This window comes from Bradyrhizobium sp., assembly GCF_022844465.1.
GTDB lineage: Bacteria > Pseudomonadota > Alphaproteobacteria > Rhizobiales > Xanthobacteraceae > Bradyrhizobium.
In genome coordinates, this window is sequence record NZ_JALHLP010000004.1 from 200,764 (window position 1) to 222,632 (window position 21,869).

At 65.6% G+C, this 21,869-nt stretch carries 19 protein-coding genes and 2 pseudogenes; 9 read left to right on the forward strand and 12 right to left on the reverse strand.

The features are described from left to right. Positions 1–40 precede the first annotated feature (40 nt). The 6 genes and pseudogenes from Q0D31_RS10755 to Q0D31_RS10780 all read right to left on the reverse strand — a co-directional run. Positions 41–253 (reverse strand): annotated as a pseudogene (locus Q0D31_RS10755) (transposase); the annotation flags it as partial. Between the two features lie 30 nt (positions 254–283). Further along, positions 284–1,069 carry a TIGR02186 family protein gene (locus tag Q0D31_RS10760; protein WP_291849664.1) on the reverse strand — a complete coding sequence of 262 codons (786 nt, stop codon included), beginning with the start codon at positions 1,067–1,069 and terminating at the stop codon, positions 284–286. Continuing rightward, entirely contained in the window at positions 1,066–1,992 is a 927-nt protein-coding gene (locus Q0D31_RS10765) for a sulfite exporter TauE/SafE family protein (RefSeq protein ID WP_291849667.1), read from the reverse strand. The genes Q0D31_RS10760 and Q0D31_RS10765 overlap by 4 nt, the downstream gene beginning before the upstream one ends. A 203-nt stretch (positions 1,993–2,195) precedes the next feature. Further along, a complete protein-coding gene (locus tag Q0D31_RS10770) occupies positions 2,196–2,936 on the reverse strand; it encodes a hypothetical protein (RefSeq protein WP_291849670.1) in 741 nt (246 codons plus the stop codon). Between the two features lie 155 nt (positions 2,937–3,091). After that, positions 3,092–6,412 carry a hypothetical protein gene (locus Q0D31_RS10775; protein ID WP_291849672.1) on the reverse strand — a complete coding sequence of 1,107 codons (3,321 nt, stop codon included), beginning with the start codon at positions 6,410–6,412 and terminating at the stop codon, positions 3,092–3,094. Between the two features lie 193 nt (positions 6,413–6,605). Further along, the gene (locus Q0D31_RS10780) at positions 6,606–7,199 is read right to left on the reverse strand and encodes a PadR family transcriptional regulator (RefSeq protein WP_291849675.1); all 594 of its coding nucleotides are present in this window, start codon (positions 7,197–7,199) and stop codon (positions 6,606–6,608) included. Positions 7,200–7,331: 132 nt separating this feature from the next. Between Q0D31_RS10780 and Q0D31_RS10785 the strand changes: the two genes are divergently transcribed. The 4 genes from Q0D31_RS10785 to Q0D31_RS10800 all read left to right on the forward strand — a co-directional run bounded on the left by Q0D31_RS10785 (position 7,332) and on the right by Q0D31_RS10800 (position 13,359). Beyond that, positions 7,332–7,718 carry a nuclear transport factor 2 family protein gene (locus tag Q0D31_RS10785; RefSeq protein ID WP_291849925.1) on the forward strand — a complete coding sequence of 129 codons (387 nt, stop codon included), beginning with the start codon at positions 7,332–7,334 and terminating at the stop codon, positions 7,716–7,718. Between the two features lie 162 nt (positions 7,719–7,880). Continuing rightward, the gene (locus tag Q0D31_RS10790) at positions 7,881–9,671 is read left to right on the forward strand and encodes an acyl-CoA dehydrogenase C-terminal domain-containing protein (protein ID WP_291849678.1); all 1,791 of its coding nucleotides are present in this window, start codon (positions 7,881–7,883) and stop codon (positions 9,669–9,671) included. A 203-nt stretch (positions 9,672–9,874) separates the two neighbouring features. Continuing rightward, a complete protein-coding gene (locus Q0D31_RS10795) occupies positions 9,875–11,083 on the forward strand; it encodes an acetyl-CoA C-acetyltransferase (RefSeq protein ID WP_291849680.1) in 1,209 nt (402 codons plus the stop codon). Positions 11,084–11,145: 62 nt separating this feature from the next. Continuing rightward, positions 11,146–13,359 (forward strand): FAD-dependent oxidoreductase, encoded by a 2,214-nt coding sequence (locus Q0D31_RS10800; RefSeq protein ID WP_291849683.1) that lies wholly within the window; start codon positions 11,146–11,148, stop codon positions 13,357–13,359. Between the two features lie 154 nt (positions 13,360–13,513). Here Q0D31_RS10800 and gstA read toward each other — a convergent pair whose 3' ends face one another. After that, positions 13,514–14,128, reverse strand: a complete 615-nt coding sequence (gene gstA / locus Q0D31_RS10805; protein ID WP_291849686.1) for a glutathione transferase GstA — start codon at positions 14,126–14,128, stop codon at positions 13,514–13,516. A 121-nt stretch (positions 14,129–14,249) separates the two neighbouring features. On the opposite strand from gstA, the gene Q0D31_RS10810 reads away from it, so the two are divergent. The 5 genes from Q0D31_RS10810 (at position 14,250) to Q0D31_RS10830 (ending at position 18,092) form a co-directional block, all read left to right on the forward strand. Continuing rightward, positions 14,250–14,738: a MarR family winged helix-turn-helix transcriptional regulator gene (locus Q0D31_RS10810; protein WP_291849690.1), complete on the forward strand. Its 489-nt coding sequence runs from the start codon at positions 14,250–14,252 to the stop codon at positions 14,736–14,738. Positions 14,739–14,834: 96 nt separating this feature from the next. Then, on the forward strand, positions 14,835–16,205 hold the full coding sequence (locus Q0D31_RS10815) for a glutamate--cysteine ligase (RefSeq protein ID WP_291849694.1): 1,371 nt from the start codon (positions 14,835–14,837) through the stop codon (positions 16,203–16,205). A gap of 102 nt (positions 16,206–16,307) precedes the next feature. Beyond that, positions 16,308–16,862 carry a PAN domain-containing protein gene (locus Q0D31_RS10820; protein WP_291849699.1) on the forward strand — a complete coding sequence of 185 codons (555 nt, stop codon included), beginning with the start codon at positions 16,308–16,310 and terminating at the stop codon, positions 16,860–16,862. Positions 16,863–16,961: 99 nt separating this feature from the next. Beyond that, positions 16,962–17,366 (forward strand): thioredoxin family protein, encoded by a 405-nt coding sequence (locus tag Q0D31_RS10825; RefSeq protein WP_291849928.1) that lies wholly within the window; start codon positions 16,962–16,964, stop codon positions 17,364–17,366. Positions 17,367–17,375: 9 nt separating this feature from the next. Further along, entirely contained in the window at positions 17,376–18,092 is a 717-nt protein-coding gene (locus tag Q0D31_RS10830; protein ID WP_291849702.1) for a cytochrome c biogenesis CcdA family protein, read from the forward strand. Positions 18,093–18,118: 26 nt separating this feature from the next. On the opposite strand, the pseudogene Q0D31_RS10835 reads toward Q0D31_RS10830, so the two are convergent. The 5 genes and pseudogenes from Q0D31_RS10835 to Q0D31_RS10855 form a co-directional block, all read right to left on the reverse strand. After that, positions 18,119–18,318 (reverse strand): annotated as a pseudogene (locus Q0D31_RS10835) (S26 family signal peptidase); the annotation flags it as partial. Continuing rightward, a complete protein-coding gene (locus tag Q0D31_RS10840; RefSeq protein ID WP_291849705.1) occupies positions 18,281–18,748 on the reverse strand; it encodes a hypothetical protein in 468 nt (155 codons plus the stop codon). The pseudogene Q0D31_RS10835 and the gene Q0D31_RS10840, both read right to left, overlap by 38 nt. Positions 18,749–19,187: 439 nt before the next feature. Further along, positions 19,188–19,643 carry a hypothetical protein gene (locus Q0D31_RS10845; protein WP_291849708.1) on the reverse strand — a complete coding sequence of 152 codons (456 nt, stop codon included), beginning with the start codon at positions 19,641–19,643 and terminating at the stop codon, positions 19,188–19,190. A 24-nt stretch (positions 19,644–19,667) separates the two neighbouring features. Further along, complete coding sequence (tldD, locus tag Q0D31_RS10850; RefSeq protein WP_291849711.1) at positions 19,668–21,092, reverse strand: metalloprotease TldD; 1,425 nt, start codon at positions 21,090–21,092, stop codon at positions 19,668–19,670. Positions 21,093–21,286: 194 nt separating this feature from the next. Next, the gene (locus Q0D31_RS10855; RefSeq protein ID WP_291849714.1) at positions 21,287–21,823 is read right to left on the reverse strand and encodes an invasion associated locus B family protein; all 537 of its coding nucleotides are present in this window, start codon (positions 21,821–21,823) and stop codon (positions 21,287–21,289) included. Positions 21,824–21,869: the final 46 nt, after the last annotated feature.

Below are 21,869 nucleotides of genomic sequence, written 5' to 3' on the forward strand. Positions count from 1 at the left end.
CACCCACCGACCGCAGCCTGAGAGTCTGAGTCAAAAAGTGGCGTCGGGTCAGGAGCCCGAGATGGACGACGAGAGGCCAAGCCACTTCGATGGCAGCGGAGTCCTCGAAGTCCCTGGCGAGACGGCGGCACCTGCCAAACCATGCAAAGATGCGCTCGACGACCCAGCGTCGAGGTAGGAGCTGGAACCCTTTGACTCCAGGCGGTCGCTCGACAATCTCGATTGTCCATTGCCCGCAATGGGAGAGAGCATTGAGCCGCGCTATGCGCGGACTCTTTGGTGTTTAATCTTTCCGGAACACGATCGAGGCCATCCAGCCGGTCATTAACGCCATGAGGGCGGTGACGAGCCCGTAGACGAAGCCGTGCTGGTGGGCGGCGTTGGCGACGAACTGCTCGAAGCCGACCTTGACGATCTCGAACGCGGTTTCCGTCCTGGTCACTAGCGCGCCTTCGGCGAACAGCTTGATCTCGACGTCATAGGTGCCGATCGGGACTTCGCCGGGCAGCGGAATGCCGGTGCGGAACAGCGTCGGCGTCAGGAACGTCACCGCCGACGTCGCCTCGCGATAGAGGCCTTGTTCCGAGCGCAGCCGCACGAAGGCGCTGCGGAACGGGTCGTTCGGCACGACGTCGGCAAAATCCGGCCCGACGCGCTGGGTCAGCAGCACGTTGTTGAGCCCGAGCTGCTGGCGCCGCTGCACCTCGGCGGTGGCGATGGATTCGAACGGCCGGTTGGAAAACAGCGCCAGGTAGCTCGGCACCTTGACGAATTGCCGGGAGTCGGTGTTGATCCAGATGCCGAATTTGCGCTCCTTGCGGCGGGTCACCATGTCGGCGCGCGGGCCGGAGACGGTCACCACCAAATCATAATTGGTGCGGAACGGCGGGGTCGCGGCGTCCTTTTCCACCGAACCGAACAGCACCAGCTCTTCGCCCGAATAGTTCGGCGTCACCGTGACGCGATGGTTCGACACTGACACGATCAGCTTTTCAGCGCTCGCGGTCGCGGTCGCGAGCAGGGATCCCAGCGCAACGCTTCCGATGGTGAGGAGGAGGCGCGGCGTCATCCGGTGCCCCCGGTTTCGCGGATGGTGAAGAGATCCTCGGGCCGGATCACGAGTTCGACCGCAAAGCGGACGCCGACCGCCAGCACCAGCAGTCCGAGCAGCAGCCGCAGATGTTCGCCGCGGATTTTTTGTCCGGCCCGCGCCCCGAACTGGGCGCCGGTAACGCCGCCGACCATCAGGATCAGCGCCAGCACGGCGTCGACCAGGTGATTGGTGACCGCATGCAGCATGGTGGCGAACAGCATCGTCACCAGCGTGAGCACCATCGACGTGCCGATGACCGTGGAGGTCGGCACCCGCAGCACGTAGATCATCAGCGGTATCAGTATGAAGCCGCCGCCGATGCCCATGACGGCGCCGATGAAGCCGATCACGAGGCCGATCACGATGACGGGAATCACCGACAGATAGATCTTCGATCGCTTGAATCGCATCTTCAGCGGCAATCCATGGATCCAGCCATGGCTACCCGGGCGCCGCGCCGCGATTGCGCCGTCGCGACGGACCCGCAGCATGGCGCGCACGCCCTCCCAGAACATCAACCCGCCGACGGTGGTCAACAGGATCACGTAGGACACCGCAATCAGCAGATCGAGCTGGCCGAGCGAGCGCAACAGCGTGAAGGTCCAGACCCCGAGCGCGGTGCCGATAGTGCCGCCGCTCAGCAGCACCAGCGCCAGCAGCGGATCGATGGCGCGCCGCCGCCAATAGGACAGCGCGCCGGAAAACGAGGAAGCTGCGATGTGGCTCGCAACCGAGGCGACCGCGACCGCAGGCGCGATGCCGGTGAAAATCAAAAGCGGCGTCATCAGGAAGCCGCCGCCGATCCCGAACATGCCGGAGACGAAACCAACCGCCGCCCCCATCGCCAGGATGAGGAAAACATTGACCGGAATGTCGGCGATCGGGAGGTAGAGCTGCACGCGCGTCTGCTTTTGTCGCTTGCCGCCGGCCCGGCCGTGGCCGGTCAGGGCATGGTTTCTCGTCCGTTCGCCGGCAGCGGGGCCGGATGCGCGCACGAATTGCGCGGCGCCTGGCCGGTTCCCGCGCCTCTGCATAACTGAATTCGTCGGCAGGCGGGGCGAAAAATGCCAGGGAAGGCAAATTTTTGCCTGATTGGCCCGCGTCAGGGCTTGCCCAGGGGATCGGTGATGAGGTTCATCGTCAGCGCCTGCTGCGGCGTAAGCCAGCGAATGTCCCGCGTCTCGGACATCGATTCCACGATCGCGGACGACACCCCCATCTTGGTCATGTAGCCCAGCAATGCGCCCGCGATCCGCTGGGTTTCGGCAACGGGATCGCTGACCGACGCTGTCGCGACAAATCGATGAACGCCAAGCGCCGAGCCCGGTACGCCGAAGCGGGTCTTGCCGCCGGCAAAGACCAGCACGCAAGCGCTGGCGCAATAGGCCGGCTTGATGCGGCCGGAGGCATCGGCGCTGCCGACCGCCGTGACCAGGCCGCGCGCGCGGATGATTTCGCCCATGATAACAGCCTGGTTCAGATTGCCGCCGGGCGAGGACAGCAGGATCATGTCGCCGGCGGCAAGACCGGCTTCATCAAGCCGCTCGCGAAACAGGGTCGCGCTTGCGGCGCCGATTTTTCCGCTGACAGACAGGGCGCGCCGGCCCGCCGCGGCGCCGTCGAGATCGGCCCTGGCGATCACCGTGAACGTCGTGCTCGGCGAGATATACTGGTCCTTCCAGTAGTCCCACGCCTCCGGTCGCGACAGGTCCTGATAGGCGGAGATGACGACGCCGGACACCAGCAGCAGGAAGATGGCGAGGGAACCGAAATCCCGCCTGCGGCGGGGCGCTTCATTCCGTTGCGGAGGGGGCCGGCCGGCGAGGGGGCGCGGCGGCGTCACCGCAGGACCCGTCGGCGACCTGCGGGAACGATCTGCATCCTTATGGCTGTCTTGCGCTGGCAAGGGATCCTCTCGGCAGGCCGCACCGCACGCGACCACGTGTGCGGTCGATTATACGACGTTATGGCCGGGGATGTGGCGGCGGGGGATCGCGCTCAAGGCGCGGTAGCGGCGCGCCGGTTCACGATCGGCTTGGCGGCGGACTTGGCGGCCGGCGCCGGGGTTGCGTCCCAGCCGCCGGCCGGCGCGGCCACATTGACGGCGTCGTCGGGCTGCGGCTCCACGCTGAAGGTCTGGAGCGCGAGCCTGGCGGCCGCCAGCGACTGGTCGTCGAGGCGCTTGGCGATGTCGTCGCGCTTGCGTCCGGAGTCGGTGTCACCCTGCGCCGCGGCAAGGCTGAACCACTTGAAGGATTCAGCGAGGTTCTGTTCGACGCCGATGCCGCGGGCGTAGAGGATACCGAGGTTGAACTGGCTGTCGGCGACGCCGCGCTCGGCGGCTTTCCGGAACCATTGCGCCGCGGCCTTGTAGTTCGCGCCCTTGCCGCCGCCATCGGCGTCGAGCACGGCCAGATTGTGCATCGCCTTGGCATTGCCGCGTTCGGCTGCCTGCAGATAGTAACGCCGCGCGATATCGACGTCCTTTTTCACGCTGAGGCCCTTCTCGTAGAAGGTGCCGAGCCGGAAGATCGCGGGCACCACGCCGGCCTGCGCCGCGCGGTCATACCATTTGGCGGCCTCGTCGAAGTTCGAGGCGACGCCTTTGCCTTCGGAGAAGCGCAGGCCGATTTCATAGGCCGCGGCCGGATCGCCCTTCAGCGCGGCGGCGCGCAGCGCCGGCCCACCAATGGCCTCGGGCAGTTGCTCGCCGGGCGGGACCGCGATCATCGAAAGCTTGCCGCCGGTGGCCGGTACGGCGGGGATCGCATTCGTGATGTCGCTGGGTGTGGACGACGACGCCTGCGGCGGGATCGCGACCCGCGCGCCATCCGGCGCCGGAGCATTGTTCGACTGCTTCTCGGCCGGGAGCGGCGCGGTGATCGCAGGCGCGGCGGGCGCGGGCGTTGCCGGCATGGCGCGGTTGTCAGCGGCAGCCGGCGCGGGCGCCGCCTGCCCATGTGGGCTTTCCAGCGGCGGAAGCTGCGGCGAACTTCCGGTGTCGAGCAGCGTCATCGCCATCTGGAAGGTGCCAAGCACGATCGCGGCCACGCTTGCGGCCACCAGCAGCGCGCGGATTTTGGAGCTGAGGCTTGCGGGTTTCTTGTCGTTGGCCTCGCCGCCGATGCTCCCGGCGGCAGCCTTCGCGGCCGAGCGCCCGGCCTTTTCGTTGACGGGCGCGGCCGCGGCGGCGGCCTGCGCGGCGCGACGCGCGGCGGCGATGAAGCTCGACGAACTGACCGGCGCCTTGGGGCCAGCCGCGATCTCGCTGATCGCGTTTTCGGAAGCGGCGATCCGTTCCGACGGCGACGCCATGCGCGCGGCTGGCCGCGTGCCCGGCTCGAGCGGATGATCCGGCGGCAGTTCCGGCGCGGTGACGATCCCCGGCGCGGCGGCGTGCGGCTCGAGGATTTCGCTGATGGCCCGCGGCAAGGGCCCGACAAGGGGCGGTGAGGACGGCTGTGCGGCGTGGAATTCGCGGGGCGCGGCGGCAAATTGCGGCTGCGACGCCGCCGGATTTGGCAGCTCCGGTTTCGGAGATGGCGACAGCGGCTGCATCAGGGGCGGCGGCGCGAAGTCCTGCGCGGGCATCGTCGTCCGCGGGGCTGCTTCACGGGTCTCGACCGCTGGCGGTGCCGGCCGGGAGGCTGCCGGCGCCGAGCCTGCCCCGCGCAGATCGCCTTCGATCGTCGAGAGCCGGTCGACCACATGGCCGAGCGTGTTGTGGACGGTTTCAAGCGAATCCTGCGTGCGGCGGTCGTTCTCCGACTGGCCCAGGCGGATGTCGGACAGTTCGCGCTTGACGAGATCGACGATGCCGGGGTCCATCGACCGCGGCGTCACGGCGTTGCGGCTGCTTTCGGCAATCGCGACCAGATTGGCGTGCTGGCGCTCCAGCGAGCGCAGAATGTCGTGCAGCCCTTCCTCGACCCGTCCGAGGTCGACGGCGGGCGCGGAGGAACGATCGGCGGAGCTTTCCAGCCGTTCCAGCAGGTGCGAGACGCGCTGCTCGAGATGGGCGAACGCCGACGCCTGGTCGTTGCCGACCGGGAGGCGGTCGAGCCGCTCCGACAGCGCGCGCAGCGCGTTCTCCAGATGCTCCGGATGCCCGCCCGCGGCCGGCGCGGGCCGGCTCTCCAGCGAGGCGGTCAGCGCGGCGATGCGCTGCTCGAGAATGGCGAAGGAATCGCGGTTGCCGTCAAGCCGCGACAGCTGGTCGACCTTGGCCGACAGCGTCTGCACATTGTCGCCAAGCCGCGCCAGCGCTTCGTTGGAGGCGACGTTGGAGACGATCGTGCGCAGCGCCGTGATCGCGCTTTCGAGCTGATGCACCGTGGAGGGATCGTCGTTCGCGCGCAGGATCAGGTCGAGCTTGGCGCCGAGATTGCGGATCGCCTCGTCGTAACCGGCGAGTTGCTCGGCCGGCGTCAGCGAGCGCAGCGCCTGGCGGATTTCGCCGAGCGCGCCCTCGATGCCGGCGAGCATCTGGCCGTCGCTGCCGCTCTGGCGGCTGTCGTCGATGCGGCGGGACAGCGAGCGGATCTCGTTCTCGATTGATTCGATCGCCCGGCGCGGCATCGCCTCGGTGATGGCGCGGCGGATGTCGGCAAGCTCGGCCCGGAACGCCGCGATCGACGCCTCGACATGATCGGGGCGCTGCAGCGCCTCGATCTGGCTGGTGATCTTGACCAGGTGACGTTCCAGCGAGCTGAAGTCGAGACCAACAGGCGCGGCCGGCGGCGCGGATTTGGGCGGAGCGGGGTGCGCCGCCGGACCCGGGTCGGGCGGCGTCCGCCGCGGCGGCGGGCCGTCGAGCTGATGCTGGCGCGCGGCGATTTCGGCGATCGCAAAGTCCATCGAGGCCGGGCTGAGCGGCGGCGACGGGCGATAGACCTGGGCGGCGGCGCGCTCGACCATCTCGGCCTGGCGCTGCCTCTCCTGGATCTCGGCCAAGCGCGGCTCGGGATGCGAAATCTGCGACAGCCGGGCGTCGAGCCGCGAAATGGCGTCGTTGAGTTCGCGGGCCATCACCGGCGCGCCGCGCGGGGCGTCGCCGCGCGGCGCCGGCCGCGAAATCTGCTCGATCTGCCGGGCGATGGCATCCAGCCGCTGGTGGATGTCGGCGACGTCGCCGCTTTCCTGGCCGGGCGTTGCCGGCCGGGCCTCGCGGGGCGCGCGGAAATCGGCCGGCGTGGGTTGGCCGAGGGTGGAATTGACCCAGTCGTTCAGCGACATGCCGGCGCGGCGCGCGGCGCCCTCGGCCCTTTCGCGGACGGACGGATCGATGCCGTCGACACTCCAGGATACGCGCGAATTCATGCTCTCGTCCGGTTCCGACCCCAGGCGCTTCATCTGCGCCGTCAGCCGCCCCGCGCGTCCCGCTGAAGAGACAATCGGATTCCGCGCAGGCCGTCTGCCTCAGACCCCGACTTTTCAGCGTCACGGTAAAGAACGGGTTAAGGAATGACGGATCGCGGCGCTAAAGTTGCCCGGGCGACGGGAGGGTCGCGCTTCAACCGTTGTTCTCGCGCTTACCGTCCGCGATCGAAACGACGTTGCTCCGCTTGCCCGAGGCGAGCGCCGACAGCGCCTCGATCGCCTGTTCGCACCATTCCGCCACGGTGCGCTCGTAAGCGAGGCCGATGCGAAGTCCAAGCAGCTTGCCGAGATCGGCCGGTGACGCCGTGCCGTCCGGAAACCGCTTGTTGAGCAGCCGCTCGTAGCGGGCGAAGCGGTCGCGGTGGTGTTCCAGCCGCGCCATCAGGTCGGTGCGCAGGGGTTCGATGTCGACGCTGTCGAGCGCGTAGAGGCGCACCAGCAGGTCGTCCTTGATCGAGGCCGGCACGCTCGGCCGCGCCGCCCAGTGTCGCAGCGCCGCCCGTCCCGCCGGGGTCAGCGTGTAGACCAGCTTGTTGGGCTTGCCGGATTGCACGACCTCGCGGCCCTCGATATGGCCGCGGTCGCGCAGCCGGGTGAGCTCGCGATAAATTTGCTGGTGGTTGGCCTTCCAGAAGAATCCAATGGAGGCGTCGAAGGTCTTGGCAAGCTCGTAGCCTGTCATCGGACGTTCGGTCAGGCAGGCCAGGATCGCATCGCCAAGCGCCAAGACGTCACCCTCCGGCTGCGGAAGCGTTGACAATATGCATAAAGTAGCATATGCGTCAACAGGCATAAAGATGGGCTGCGGTTGTGCGCCGATGCCGCGCCGGCGGCGCTACGGACGGGGAATGGAGACATGATGACCATGGATGGCCTCGACAAGTGGTACGGCTACATGAAGTCCCATGACACCGCGGCGCTCTGGGACCTGCTGCACCCCGACGCGGTGTTCGAAAGCCCGGTGGTGCATACGCCGCAGCGCGGCCGCGACATCACCTTCAAATATCTGGCGGGTGCAGAGAAGGTGCTGGGCGGGCCCGGCTTCAAATATACCGGCGAATGGCGCAGCGCCGATGGCGCGGTGCTCGAATTCGAGAACGAGATCGAGGGCGTCAGGATCAACGGCGTCGATATCATCCGTTTTAGCCACGATGGCCGAATCACCCATTTCAAGGTGATGGTGCGTCCGCTGAAAGCGATCAACCTGCTGCATCGTCTGATGGGGGAGCAACTCACCAAGCAATGAGAGGCCGGGCAACGATATCAATTCGGCGTGCCCGGCCGCTTGTCGCGGTCGGCTCGCTCGCTGCAACGCCCGTAACCGGATAGAGTTCACTGCCGCCAACATCGCCAGATTTCAGTTCGCGCCGCCGTCCAATTTCAATCCTGCCGCTGCCGGGAGAACACCATGCCGATCTACAAGGCCCCCGTGGAAGACGTCACCTTCCTCCTCAACGACGTGTTCCAGATCGATCGCTACAATAATCTTCCCGGGTTCAGCGACGCCTCCGCCGACGTGCGCGAGGCGATCATCGGCGAGGCCGCCAAGCTCTCCGAGGAGGTGCTGCAGCCGCTCAACCGCGTCGGCGATCTCGAAGGCTGCGTCCGCCACGATGACGGCCGCGTCACCACGCCGAAGGGGTTCAAGGAAGCCTACCGGCAGGTCGCCGAGGGCGGCTGGCTCGGGCTGTCGGCGCCGGCGGAATATGGCGGGCAGGGACTGCCGGTGACGCTGAGCCAGGTCGTCACCGAGTTCCAGAGCGCGGCCAACATGGCGTTCTCGATGTATGGCGGCCTGACCATGGGCGCGACCGCCGCCTTGATCGTGCATGGCAAGCCCGACCAGAAGAAGATGTTCCTGCCGAAGATGGTGGCCGGCGAATGGACCGGCACCATGAACCTCACCGAGCCGCAATGCGGCACCGATCTCGGCCTGTTGCGCACCAAGGCGGTGAAGCAGCCCGACGGCAGCTACAAGATATCAGGCACCAAGATTTTCATCTCCGCCGGCGAGCACGACCTGGCCGACAACATCATCCACCTGGTGCTGGCGCGGATCGAAGGCGCGCCGGCAGGCATCAAGGGGGTGTCGCTGTTCGTGGTGCCGAAGATCCTGGTCAATGCCGACGGCTCGCTTGGCGCGCGCAACGGCGTGACCTGCGGCTCGATCGAGCACAAGATGGGCATCCACGGCAACTCCACCTGCGTGATGAACTACGACGGCGCCACCGGCTGGCTGATCGGCGAGGAAAACCGCGGCATGCAGGGCATGTTCGTGATGATGAACGAGGCCCGCCTCGGCGTCGCCGTGCAGGGCCTGGCGCAATCCGAGGTCGCCTACCAGAACGCCGTCAACTATGCCCGCGAGCGCCTGCAAGGCCGCGCGCTGTCGGGCGCCAAGGCGCCGGACAAGGCGGCCGATCCGATCATCGTGCATCCCGATGTGCGCCGCGTGCTGCTCACCATCCGCGCCTTCAACGAGGCGGCGCGCGCCATGGTGGTGTGGACCGCGCTGAAGAGCGACGTCGCCCACCGATCCTCCGACCCCAAGGACCGCCAGGAAGCCGACGACCATATGGGCCTGATGACGCCGGTCATGAAGGGCGTCATGACCGATGTCGGTTTTGCCAACACCGTGATGGCGCAGCAGATGTATGGCGGCCATGGCTATATCGCCGAGCACGGCATGGAGCAGTTCGTGCGCGATGCGCGGATCGCCATGCTGTACGAGGGCGCCAACGGCATCCAGGCGCTCGATCTGGTTGGCCGCAAGCTGCCGCGCGACGGCGGCCGCGCCGTGATGGCGTTCTTCGGCGAGGTCGCCGCTTTTGCCAAGGAGCATGGCGGCGAGGAGGCCATGAAGCCGTTCGTGACGCCGCTTTCGACCGCGCTCGGCCATCTGCAGCAGGCCACCGGCTGGCTGATGCAGAACGCGATGGCCAAGCCCGACAATGCCGGCGCCGCCGCCACCGACTACATGCAATTGTTCGGGCTCGTCACCTTCGGCTATATGTGGGCGCGGATGGCCAAGGTGGCGCAGGACAAGATTGCGGCCACCGGCGCCACCCCCTATCTCTCCACCAAGCTGGTGACCGGCCGCTTCTTCATGGAGCGGATGTTGCCGGAGACCTCGGTGCACCTTGCGCGCATCCAGAGCGGGAGCGACACCACGATGGAGCTGGCGGCGGAAGCCTTTTGACGCATCGACAAAATTCTATCGTCAATGCGAGCGAAGCGAAGCAATCCATCGCGCAACAAGGCAAGTCTGGATTGCTTCGTCGCTTCAGCGCAAAATTGCTTCGCAATTTTGTCGCGAGCTCCTCGCAATGACGGTTAAATGACCTGATTGTTCTGTAATTCGTCTGGTTCAACCGGAGCCGAGACCGAAACGGGAGAAACGCGATGCCTGAGGCCTATATTTACGATCACGTTCGCACCCCGCGCGGTCGCGGCAAGGCCGACGGCGCGCTGCACGAGGTCACCGCGCTGGCGCTGGCGACGGTGCCGCTGCAGGCGCTGAAGGAACGCAACAATCTCGCCGAAGACGTGGTCGACGACGTCATCCTCGGCGTGGTCGATCCGGTCGGCGAGGCCGGCAGCGACATCGCGCGCTTCGCGGCGCTCAAGGCGGGCCTCGGCGAGGCCGTCCCCGGGGTGCAGATCAGCCGCTTCTGCGCCTCCGGCCTCGACGCCGTGAATTTCGCCGCCGCCCAGATCATGGCCGGCCAGCATGAACTGGTGATCGGCGGCGGCGCCGAATCGATGAGCCGCGTCGGCATTGGCGCGTCCGGCGGCGCCTGGCCGATGGACCCCTCGATGGCGGTGCCGTCCTACTTCATGCCACAGGGCGTCTCGGCCGACCTGATCGCCACCAAATACGGCTTCTCGCGCGACGACGTCGATGCCTACGCGGTGCAGAGCCAGCAGCGCGCGGCCAAGGCCTGGGACGAGGGCCGCTTCAGCAAGTCGGTGGTGCCGGTCAAGGACGTCAACGGCCTCACCATCCTCGCCAAGGACGAGCACATGCGCCCGACCACGACGATGCAGTCGCTCGGCCAGTTGCAGCCCTCCTTCGTGGTGATGGGCCAGATGGGTGGCTTCGACGCGGTGGCGATCCAGTCGCATCCCGAGGTCGAGAAGATCAACTACGTCCACCATGCCGGCAACTCCTCCGGGATCGTCGACGGCGCCGGCGCGGTGCTGCTCGGCAGCAAGGAGGCCGGCGCCAGGCACGGTCTGAAGGCGCGCGCCCGAATCCGCGCCTTCGCCAATATCGGCTCGGAGCCGGCGATGATGCTGACCGGCCCGGTCGACGTCACCGAAAAGCTGTTCGAGCGCTCCGGCATGAAGAAATCGGACATCGACCTGTTCGAGCTGAACGAGGCCTTTGCCTCGGTGGTGTTGCGCTACATGCAGGCCTTCGACATCGATCCCTCGAAGATCAACGTCAATGGCGGCGCGATCGCGCTTGGTCATCCGCTGGGGGCGACCGGCGCCATGATCCTCGGCACCGTGCTCGACGAACTCGAGCGAACCAACAAATCGACCGCGCTGGTGACGCTGTGCATCGGCGGCGGCATGGGCACGGCGACCATCATCGAGCGGGTGTAACGCGAGATCCAAGACAACCGCCGCGCCTGACACCGGCAGCCGGCATCGAGGGAGCGACCAACATGGCCTTCAAGAATTTCAAACTGGAAACCGACGCCGACGGCATTGCGCTCGCCACCTGGGACATCCCCGGACGTTCGATGAATGTGCTGGACGAGACCTCGACCACCGAACTCGAGGCGATCCTGAAGCAGACCACGGCGGACGCCGCGGTGAAGGGCGTCGTCATCACCTCGAGCAAGGAAGCGTTCTGCGCCGGCGCCGATCTCTCGATGCTCGAAGGCATGAACCTCGCCTATGCCAAGATGCTGAAGGAAAAGGGCGAGGAAGCCGCCAACCAGATGCTGTTCGACCAGAGCCGCCGCTTCTCGCTGGTGCTGCGCGGCATCGAAACCTGCGGCAAGCCCTGGGCGGCCGCGATCAACGGGCTCGCGCTCGGCGGCGGCTTCGAGGTGACGCTGGCCTGCCACTACCGTGTCGCGGCTGAAAACCCCAAGACCCGGCTCGGCCTGCCCGAAGTGAAGGTCGGCCTGTTCCCCGGCGCCGGCGGCACTCAGCGCGTGCCGCGTCTGGTGTCGCCGCAGGATGCGATGACGATCCTGCTCAAGGGCGATCCGGTCACGGTCGACAAGGCCAAGACGCTCAATCTGATTCACGCCATCGTTCCAGCCGCCGACCTGGTCAAGGCCGCCAAGGACTGGATCAAGGGCGGCGGCAAGGCGGTCGCGCCCTGGGATGAGAAGGGCTTCAAGCTGCCCGGCGGGCCGGTGTTCTCCAAGGCCGGCATGATGATGTTCCCGGCCGGCAACGCCATCTACCGCCGCGAGACCTATGACAATTATCCGGCCGCCCGCGCCATCATGAGCTGCGTCTATGAGGGCCTACAGCTGCCGATCGACGCCGCGCTGCGGGTCGAGTCGCGCTACTTCACGCAAGTGCTGCGTTCCAAGGAAGCGGCGGCGATGATCCGCAGCCTGTTCCTGTCGATGCAGGAGCTCAACAAGGGCGCGCGGCGTCCTGCCAACGTGCCGCCGACCGCGGTGAAGAAAATCGCCGTGATCGGCGCCGGCTTCATGGGCGCCAGCGTCGGCTACGTCTCGGCGCGCGCCGGCCTCGACGTGGTGCTGATCGACCGCGACCAGGACAGCGCCGACAAGGGCAAGGCGCACGCCCAGAAGGTGATCGACGAGCAGGTCGCCAAGGGTCGCGCCAAGGCGTCGGATCGCGACGCGCTGCTGGCGCGCATCATGCCAACCGCGGATTACGCCGCGCTCGCAGATTGCGACCTCGTGATCGAGGCGGTGTTCGAGGACCGCAAGGTCAAGGCGGAGACCTTTGCCAAGGCGCAGCAGCACCTCAAGGCGGGGGCGATCTTTGCTTCCAACACCTCGACACTGCCGATCACCTCGCTGGCCGAAGGCTTCAAGGATCAGGGCAGGTTCATCGGCATCCATTTCTTCTCGCCGGTCGAGCGGATGATGCTGGTCGAAATCATCCTCGGCAAGAACACCGGCGACATAGCCCTGGCCGCCGCGCTCGACTATGTGCGCGTGATCGGCAAGACGCCGATCGTCGTCAACGACAGCCGCGGCTTCTACGCCAACCGCTGCGTCGGCCGCTACATCGCCGAAGGCAACGAGATGTTCCTGGAAGGCGTGCCTCCGGCGATGATCGAGAACACCGCGCGGATGGCCGGCATGCCGGTCGGTCCGCTGTCGCTGTCGGACGAAGTGGCGCTCGATCTCGGCCTCAAGGTCATCAAGGCGACGGAAGCCGATCTCGGCCCCAACGCCATCAACCCGGACCAGAAGAAACTGATGGTGGAACTGGTCGAAAAGCAGGGCCGCCTGGGGCGCAAGAATGCCAAGGGCTTTTACGATTACCCCGAAAAGGGCAAGGGCCAGAAAAGCCTGTGGCCCGGCCTTGCCGCGCTGCAGCCGAAGCAACTCGATCCGGATACGCTCGATGTCGAGGAATTGAAGCAGCGCTTCCTGGTGGTGCAGGCGGTGGAGGCCGCGCGCACCGTGGAGGACCACGTCATCACCGACATGCGCGAGGCCGATGTCGGCTCGATCCTCGGCTTCGGCTTCGCGCCATTCACCGGCGGCACACTGTCCTATATCGACTTCATGGGAACGAAAAAGTTCGTCGAACTCTGCCGCAAGCTGGAGGCGAAGTTTGGCTCGCGCTTCACGCCGCCCAAACTGCTGGTCGACATGGCTGCCAAGGGCGAGACCTTCTACGGCAAATTCCCGCCGAAGAAGCTGGCGGCGTAGCCATCTTGGTCATTCCGGGGCGATGCGAAGCATCGAACCCGGAATCTCGAGATTCCGGGTCTGGTGCTGACGCACCATCCCGGAATGACGGGAAAAACAAAAAAGGGCCGGATCATCGATCCAGCCCTTCTTCGCATTCGCTGTCCGCCGGCGCCTACGCCGCCTTCATCAGGCCTTCCTTGACGAGCGCTTCCTGCACCTTCGGGCGTGCGCCGACGCGGGCCTTGTAGGCGGTGAGGTTGGGCATACCGGACATGTCGAACTTCAGGCGCTCGGCCCAGGACAGCATCGTGAACAGATAGGCGTCGGCGACGGTGAACTGCTTGCCCATCACGTAGTCCTTGCCGGCCAGCGCGCTCTCCAGATACTTGAACTTGGCCATCACCCGGTCCTTGAAGAAGGCCTTGGCGTCGTCGGCCAGCACCGGCGAGAACATCGGGCCGAAATTCTTGTGCAGTTCGGTGGTGATGAAGTTGAGCCACTCCAGGAGCTTGTAGCGCTCGTCGCTGTCGCGGGCGGGCGCCAGATTCTTGCCCGGCGCCTTGTCGGCGATCATCTGGACGATGACGGTGCCTTCGGTGACCAGTTCGCCCGAGTCCAGCGCCAGCGCCGGCACCTGGCCCTTCGGGTTGACCTTCAGGAAGTCGTCGCCGTTTTCCAGCTTCTTGGCGCGCAGGTCGACCTTGACCAGATCATAGGGCAGGCCGGCCTCGAGCAGCGCGATATGGGGAGATAGCGAGCAGGCGCCCGGAGAATAATACAGTTTCATCGGCGTTTTCCTTCCCTCGATGTGGCGGATGGCACGACTAAATGCATGTGCATGCAATAGTCAAGATTGATGCAGCTGCATTTAGTGCGGTACACTGTCCGGAACAGCTATGGACCGGGCCATGAAACGCAAACCATCGACCGAGGCGACCGCCGCCTGGATCCGCCTGATGCGGGTCCAGAGCCGGGTGCTTGACGCCGTCGAGCAGGATCTGAAGAAGGCTGGGTTCCCGCCGCTGGCCTGGTACGACGCGCTGCTGGAATTGTCGCGCGCGCCCTCCGGCGAGATGCGGCCGGTGGAACTGGAAAAGCAGATGCTGATCCCGCAATACTCCACCTCGCGGCTGATCGACCGGCTGGTCGACGAGGGGCTGGCGGCGCGGCGCGAATGCGAGATCGACAAGCGCGGCCAGTTCGTCGAGATCACTGAGGCCGGGCGCGAGATGCAGAAGAAGATGTGGCAGGCCTATTCGGCGGCGATCGAAAAACACGTCGGCTCCAAATTGTCCGATGCCGACGCCGTCAAGCTCTGCGGTCTGCTCGACCGGCTGGGCTGCTCCTGCGGGGATATCAAGGCGGCGGGCGCCCGCGACGGCGCGCCCGCCCGATGATCGCCCTGATACCATCCGATGTTGCGGACAACGTCGTCCGCATCCCTTTCAGCCACACGGCGCGTTCGGTCGAATCGCCAAGGATCCGGGTTTTTCATGGCGCGTGACCAGATCGATATGACGCCGCTGCAGTCGCGGCACGAGCTCGTGGGGTGGATGGAAGCCGGCATCAAGCCGCCGTCCGAATTCCGCATCGGCACCGAGCACGAGAAAACCCCGTTCACCCTCGAAGGCCACCAGCCGGTGCCCTACGAGGGCGGGCGCGGCATCGGCGCGCTGCTCGAAGGCATGCAGCTCCTGCTCGGCTGGGAGCCGATCATGGAGCGCGGCAACATCATCGGCCTCTATGACGTCACTGGCGGCGGGGCGATTTCGCTGGAGCCCGGCGGCCAGTTCGAATTGTCCGGCGCGCCGATCGAGACCGTGCATCAGACCCAGTCCGAGCTGATGGCGCATCTGGCGCAGGTGCGCGAGGTCGCGACGCCGCTCGGCATCGGTTTTCTCGGGCTCGGCATGACGCCGTCCTGGTCGCGGTCGCAGATTCCGGCGATGCCGAAGGGCCGCTACAAGATCATGACCAACTACATGCCCAAGGTCGGCCGCTACGGCATCGACATGATGTACCGGACCTGCACGGTGCAGACCAATCTCGACTTCTGCTCCGAGGCCGACATGGTCAGGAAGTTGCGGGTGTCGGTGGCGCTGCAGCCGGTCGCGACCGCCCTGTTCGCCAATTCGCCGTTCACCGAGGGCAAGCCGAACGGGTATCTGTCGTTCCGCTCCGAGATCTGGCGCGATACCGACAATGCGCGCGCCGGCATGATCCCCTGGGCGTTCGAGGACGGCATGGGATTCGAGCGCTGGGTCGATTACGCGCTCGACGTCCCCATGTACTTCGTCAAGCGCGGCGAGAGCTATATCGACGTCGCCGGTTCGTCGTTCCGGGCCTTCTTCGAGGGCCGCAACAATTCGCTTCCCGGAGAACGCCCGACGCTGTCGGACTGGGCCAATCATCTATCGACCATTTTCCCGGAGGTCCGCCTCAAGCGCTACCTGGAAATGCGCGGCGCGGACGGCGTGCCGTGGGGCCGGCTGCCGGCGCTGCCGGCGTTCTGGGTCGGGTTGTTGTACGACGACCAAAGCCTGAACGCAGCCTGGGACCTGGTCCGCCACTGGACCGCCGGGGAGCGCCAGGCGTTGCGCGACGACGTGCCGCGCCTGGGCTTCAAGGCCAGGATCAGGGATCGCGACATGCTCGAAATCGCCCGCGAGTGCCTGACGCTGTCCCATGCCGGGCTGCGGCGGCGCAACCGCGTCGACCAATCCGGCCGCGACGAGAGCCTTCACCTGGAGCCGTTGCAGCGGATCCTCGAATCGGGCCGCACGCCGGCGGAGCAGATGCTGGAGAAATACCACGGCGCCTGGGGCGGCTCGGTGGAGCCGGCCTATCAGGAATACGCGTTCTGATAGAACGTGTTGCGGGTCGCCGGCGCCGTTCATCCGCCGTACAGGTTGCCCCCGTTCAAATGCCGGCCCGCGACGAGGCGGGGTGATGGAAGCAAGTCGCAGATGGAGATCGGTCGCCTGTTCAGGGCAGGGGTGGTGGCGCTTGCCTTGCTGGCGGCGGCGCTGTCCGCGCGTCCGGCGCTGGCGCAGGCCAATTTCGACCGTCCCGGCAGCGATTATCTCAGCCTGCCCTTGAGCTCCGGCGATCCCGCCGATTGCGCGCTGTCGTGCGAGCGCGACCGCCGCTGCCGGGCGTGGAGCTTCAACTATCCGACCGATGCCGCCGGCGGCGCGCTGTGCTGGCTCAAGAGCAGCGTGCCGGCGCGCGTGCAGGGTAATTGCTGCGTCTCCGGCGTGCGTGGCGCCGGCGTGGTCGAGCCGCGCACCGGGGCGATGGAAACCTCGATCGACCGCTTCGGTGGCGACTACCGCAGTTTCGACCTGAAAAGCGACGAAGGCGACGATGCCTGCAAGGCCGCCTGCACCGCCGACGCCAAATGCCGCGCCTGGACCTTTGCGCGGCCGGGCTATGCCGGCCGCGAGGCGCATTGCTTCCTGAAGAAGGACATCAAGCCGCCGCGAAGGAAGCCCGGGTTTGTTTCCGGGGTGGTGCGGTAACATCGCGGGGGGCCGCGACGTAACTGCGTTGCGCCGATGCCGATCTGCCCGAAGATTGCGTGTCTGGCGCGCAAAATCAGGGAGATCGACATGTCCACGATGAGGTTCTCGCGCCGGTGCTTTCACGCAGCCGTGATCGGGGCGTCGCTGCTGGCGGCCGGATGGTCGCAGCCGGCGTCGGCCGCCGGTCCGGTCCCGTTCTCGGCCGAGGCGTTCAAGGCGGCGCAGGCGGCAGGCAGCCCGATCCTGGTCGAAATCCATGCCGACTGGTGCCCGACCTGCAAGGCGCAGGCGCCGATCCTGGAAAAGCTGGCGGCAGAGGAGAAGTTCAAGGATCTGAAAATCTTCCGCGTCGATTTTGACGCGATGAAAGCTGCCGTGAAGGAATTCAGGGCGCAGAGCCAGTCGACGTTGATCGTGTTCAAGGGAACGGTTGAGCGCGGACGCTCGGTCGGCGACACCCGGCAGGCCTCGATCGCGGCGCTGCTCGACAAGAGCCTGTAGCCCAAGCCGATGGCCGCGCTCGCGCTGGCCTTTGTGGCCGGACTGCTGTCGATCCTGTCGCCCTGCGTGCTGCCGCTGGTGCCGATCGTGCTCGGGGCCGCGGTCGCCGCGCATCCGCTCGGCGCGCTGGCGCTGGCCTTGGGCCTTTCGATCTCGTTCACCGGAATCGGACTGCTGCTGGCGGTGGCGGGCTTTGCGCTCGGCGTCGACGCCGGCTTTTTCCGCGTCGCCGCCGCCATCGTCATGATCGCGCTCGGCGCGGTGCTGCTGATGCCGTCATGGCAGGCGCAACTGGCGGCGGCCGGCGGGCGGGTGTCGGCCTGGGCAGACCGGCAGTTTGCCGGCGTTTCATCGTCCGGTTTCGCCGGCCAGTTCGCGATCGGTCTGTTGCTCGGCGCGGTCTGGTCGCCCTGCGTCGGCCCGACGCTCGGCGCCGCCTCGCTGCTGGCGTCGCAGGGCCGCGACCTGCCGCAGGTGGCGCTGACCATGGCCGTTTTCGGAATAGGCGCCGGCCTGCCGCTGGTGCTGCTCGGATGGCTGTCGCGCGCCACCTTGATGCGGGTGCGTGCGCGGCTGATGTCGGCCGGAACGCTCGGCAAGGGCCTGCTCGGCGCCGCCTTCATCCTGATCGGCGCGGCCATTGTCTCCGGCGCCGACAAGAGGATCGAGGCCGCTCTGGTCGCGGCCTCGCCGCAATGGCTTACCGACCTGACGACGTCGTTTTAGGTAGCGGGCGGCGGGGGCGAGCACCGTGATCCGTAGCCGTAAGGGAATTTCGAGGCCACCAGTGCGTCGCCGATCAGAAGCGTCGGCTCCGTCGAGCCGGATGGCACGCAAAACGTCTCGGCGATCGCGCCCTTGGCCACGAACACGATGCCACGATCGCGGCCAACTGCACCGCCTTGGCGCGCGAGTTAGTCTTCTGAGGCTCCTTGCGCACCGTCGTCCTCATCACCTTCAATATCTATTTCTTTCACAACATCGGTTTCAACGAGCATTTTCCGCAAAGCCCCCAGATCACTAACTATGTCATCTATTTCGCTAACCAAGACCGCCTTTTCGGAAAAGAGGCCCATCTTTGCGGTCCCGAGACCCTCTGCAGATTTGCAACTTATCTTAAGCACATGAGCGACCTGCGAGCAGGTAAAGACCAGATCAGGCAAGGACAGGGTCGTTACAAAAGAATGTTTCTTATCCTCATCTGATACATTCGCGCTAAAATAAGGAACGAAGATGTTTTGGCTGGGGAACGGCGCCCAAGCTGGCCAGATATCCACTATTAGTCCGGTGACCTCTAAGAGGGGAGGAAGGGGATCATCCCCTTCATCGCGAGCAGCGTTTTCCTTGTTATCGGATGCCGCAGTCGGTTCGTCACGGGTCATTGGGCACCTTTACTAGGACGGTGCGGCAGCTTTCTCCGCCGGTTACTCTGTGACCTTACCGATCTGCCGTAATAGGACGCGATTTCGTTGCCTGGAATTGACGAAGCACGAGACTTCCGTACGGACTCGGTGCTGAATGCCTCAGCAGCTTTCGACTGAAACTCTGGTCTGTGTACAGGAATATCCAAATCCAACTGCGAAAGCATAACGCTAATCTTTTTGGTTTGTCCTTCCTTAGGAGGCTCGACCCAGACTTGAGCTAATTCCCGAAGTTGCGTCGCAATTTTCTGTTGAGGGATAGGCGAAGAGCTAAACAGCAGACCTGAAGGACGAGTCTCTGTGGAGACACTGCGGTTGTTCCGGCTCTCGAACAGAGCGATAAAGTAAAACCCCAAAAGCAACAGGAAAAGCAACAGCATTAGTCCAATAAGGGGGAGCATTACCTCTTTCCTTTAAAATGCACTACGGCATACGAAAGCAGGAGCTGAACGCCGAGCCAAGCTAGAAATATCATTGTAGCGCGCAACGCGACATTGTCGGGCAGGAACGCGATGCGTTGGCCAGCGTCGAGAGTTACATCATGCAATCGGGCGAGATTGAAAAATACGGCGCTGATCACACAAAGAGAGAAAAAGAAGACAAATATGCGTCCCGACTTGCGGATCACAGCGGTACAGGCAAAGTGGAGGCTTACTGCAAACACCAACACATAGCCAATAAGACCGATTTGAGTTGGTAAGTTGGTCAATTCCTTCCCAGTCAACCCTCCATCGAGAGCTAATATAACGCCAAGTGCGGCCCCCAAGACCGCTGAAATCGTTCCTTCGCAGGGTAACGGCTGGATCCAAGACCGCATATTGGCAAGGGCATCAATTTGATAGCTGCGAACCCACAATAGCACAACCTCTGATGTCCGCAATCAACCCGTTCCCCCAACCGTGATCTTCTCCATCCGCAGCGTCGGCTGGCCGACGCCGACCGGCACGCCCTGGCCGTTCTTGCCGCAGGTGCCGATGCCGGTGTCGAGCGCGAGGTCGTTGCCGACCATGGTGATGCGATGCAGGTCGGTCGGCCCGTTGCCGATCAGCATCGCGCCCTTGAGCGGCGCGCCGACCTTGCCGTTCTCGATTCGGTAGGCCTCGGTGCACTGGAACACGTATTTGCCCGAGGTGATGTCGACCTGGCCGCCGCCGAAATTCGCCGCATAGATGCCGTTCTTCACCGAAGCCAGAATTTCCGCCGGATCGCGGTCGCCCGCCAGCATATAGGTGTTGGTCATGCGCGGCATCGGCACATGGGCGTAGCTCTGGCGGCGGCCGTTGCCGGTCGGCTTCATGTTCATCAGCCGCGCGTTCTGGCGGTCCTGCATGTAGCCGACCAGGATGCCGTCCTCGATCAGCACGGTGCGGTTGGTCGGGGTGCCCTCGTCGTCGATGGAGAGAGAACCACGCCGCGCGGCCATGGTGCCGTCGTCGACCACCGTGACGCCCTTGGCCGCGACCTGCTTGCCCATCAATCCTGCGAAAGCTGAAGTCTGCTTGCGGTTGAAGTCGCCTTCGAGCCCGTGGCCGACCGCCTCGTGCAGCATCACGCCGGGCCAGCCGGCGCCCAGCACCACGTCCATCTCGCCGGCCGGCGCGGGGATCGATTCCAGATTGACCAGCGCCTCGCGGATGGCGCCGTCGGCGGCCTCGCGCCACGCCTTGGTTTCGATGAAGCGCGCATAGCCCTCGCGGCCGCCATAGCCCTTGCTGCCGCTCTCCTGGCGGTCGCCCTGGCCGGCGACCACGGAAACGTTGACCCGCACCAGGGGCCGGATGTCGCGGTAGCTTTCGCCGTCGGGGCGCAGGATTTCTACCACCTGCCAGGTGGCCCCCAGGCTGATGGACGCCTGCCGCACCCGCGGGTCCTTGTCGCGGACATAGGCGTCGATCTCGGCCAGCAGCTTCACCTTGGCCTCGAACCCCGGCGCGTCGAGCGGGTTGTCATCGCCATAGAGCCGCACATTGGTATGCGCCGGCGCCGGCGCGAAACGGCCGCTGTAGCCGCCGCGGACGGCAGCGACCGCATCGGCGGCGCGGACCAGCGCCGGCAGCGAGACGTCGGAGGAATGCGCATAGCCGACCGCATCGTCCTTGACGGCGCGCAGGCCGAACCCCTGCGAGGTGTCGTAGGTCGCCTGCTTCAGCCTTCCATTGTCGAACGCCAGCGCTTCGGTCTGGCCATATTCCAGGAACAGTTCGCCATCGTCGGCGCCCTCAAGCCCCCGCGCGATCTCGCGTCGGACGGCATCGCGGTCGAGATTGGCGCGGTCGAGCAGGGAGGTGGTGGCGGGATTGGTCATGCAGGCTCCGATTTTCAAGTAAGCGCCATCGTTGCGAACGCAGGACCCATAACCGCAGGCGCCAGAATTTGCGGCACACCTGCGGCACGCATCAGTATCCACGGACACCCGCGGCTATGGTCCGGGCTCGCGCTTCGCTCGGCCGAGACGACAGTAATGAAGATAAGCGCGATTGTCGCGAAAGGGGAGCCCCCTCACGGCAGCTTGTCATACCCTTCGCCCAGCCCGTTCAGGCTGAGCGGAAAGCCGATGCCCTCCTCCGGCGTCTCGAAGATGATGAAGGTTGCGGTCTTGGCGGTCCGGAACTGGCCGAGCAGCTTCTCGTCCATCACCACCTCGGCGACGCAGCCATTGGGCAGGCAACGGACGAAACCAGCGCGGCCGACGTCCTGGTTGTCGAGCTTGAGCCCGAGGCCGGAGGGCAGCAGCACGCCGAGCGGCGCCACCACCCGCATCAGCTTGCTCTTCTGGTCGGCGGTTTTCAGCACGATCACGGTCAGCCCGGCGTTGGAGCGGTCCTCGGCGACCACGCTCTGGATCAGCGCGCATTGCTCGCCTTGCGCGCCCGGCGGGGTGTCGCAGCGGATCTGCCAGTCGCCATGGACCGACCGCACCGCGCCTTGCGCACCGGCGGTCTGGGTCAAGCCGAGCAGAAAAGCGGCGGCGAGCAGGGCGCCGAGCCAGCAGGTCGGTCCCCTCTCGAGTTTCGCCTGATATCTCGAGCGTCCCATCCGGGTCGATCCTCTGACATTTCCGGCCTCGCCGGTGACGGGTTTC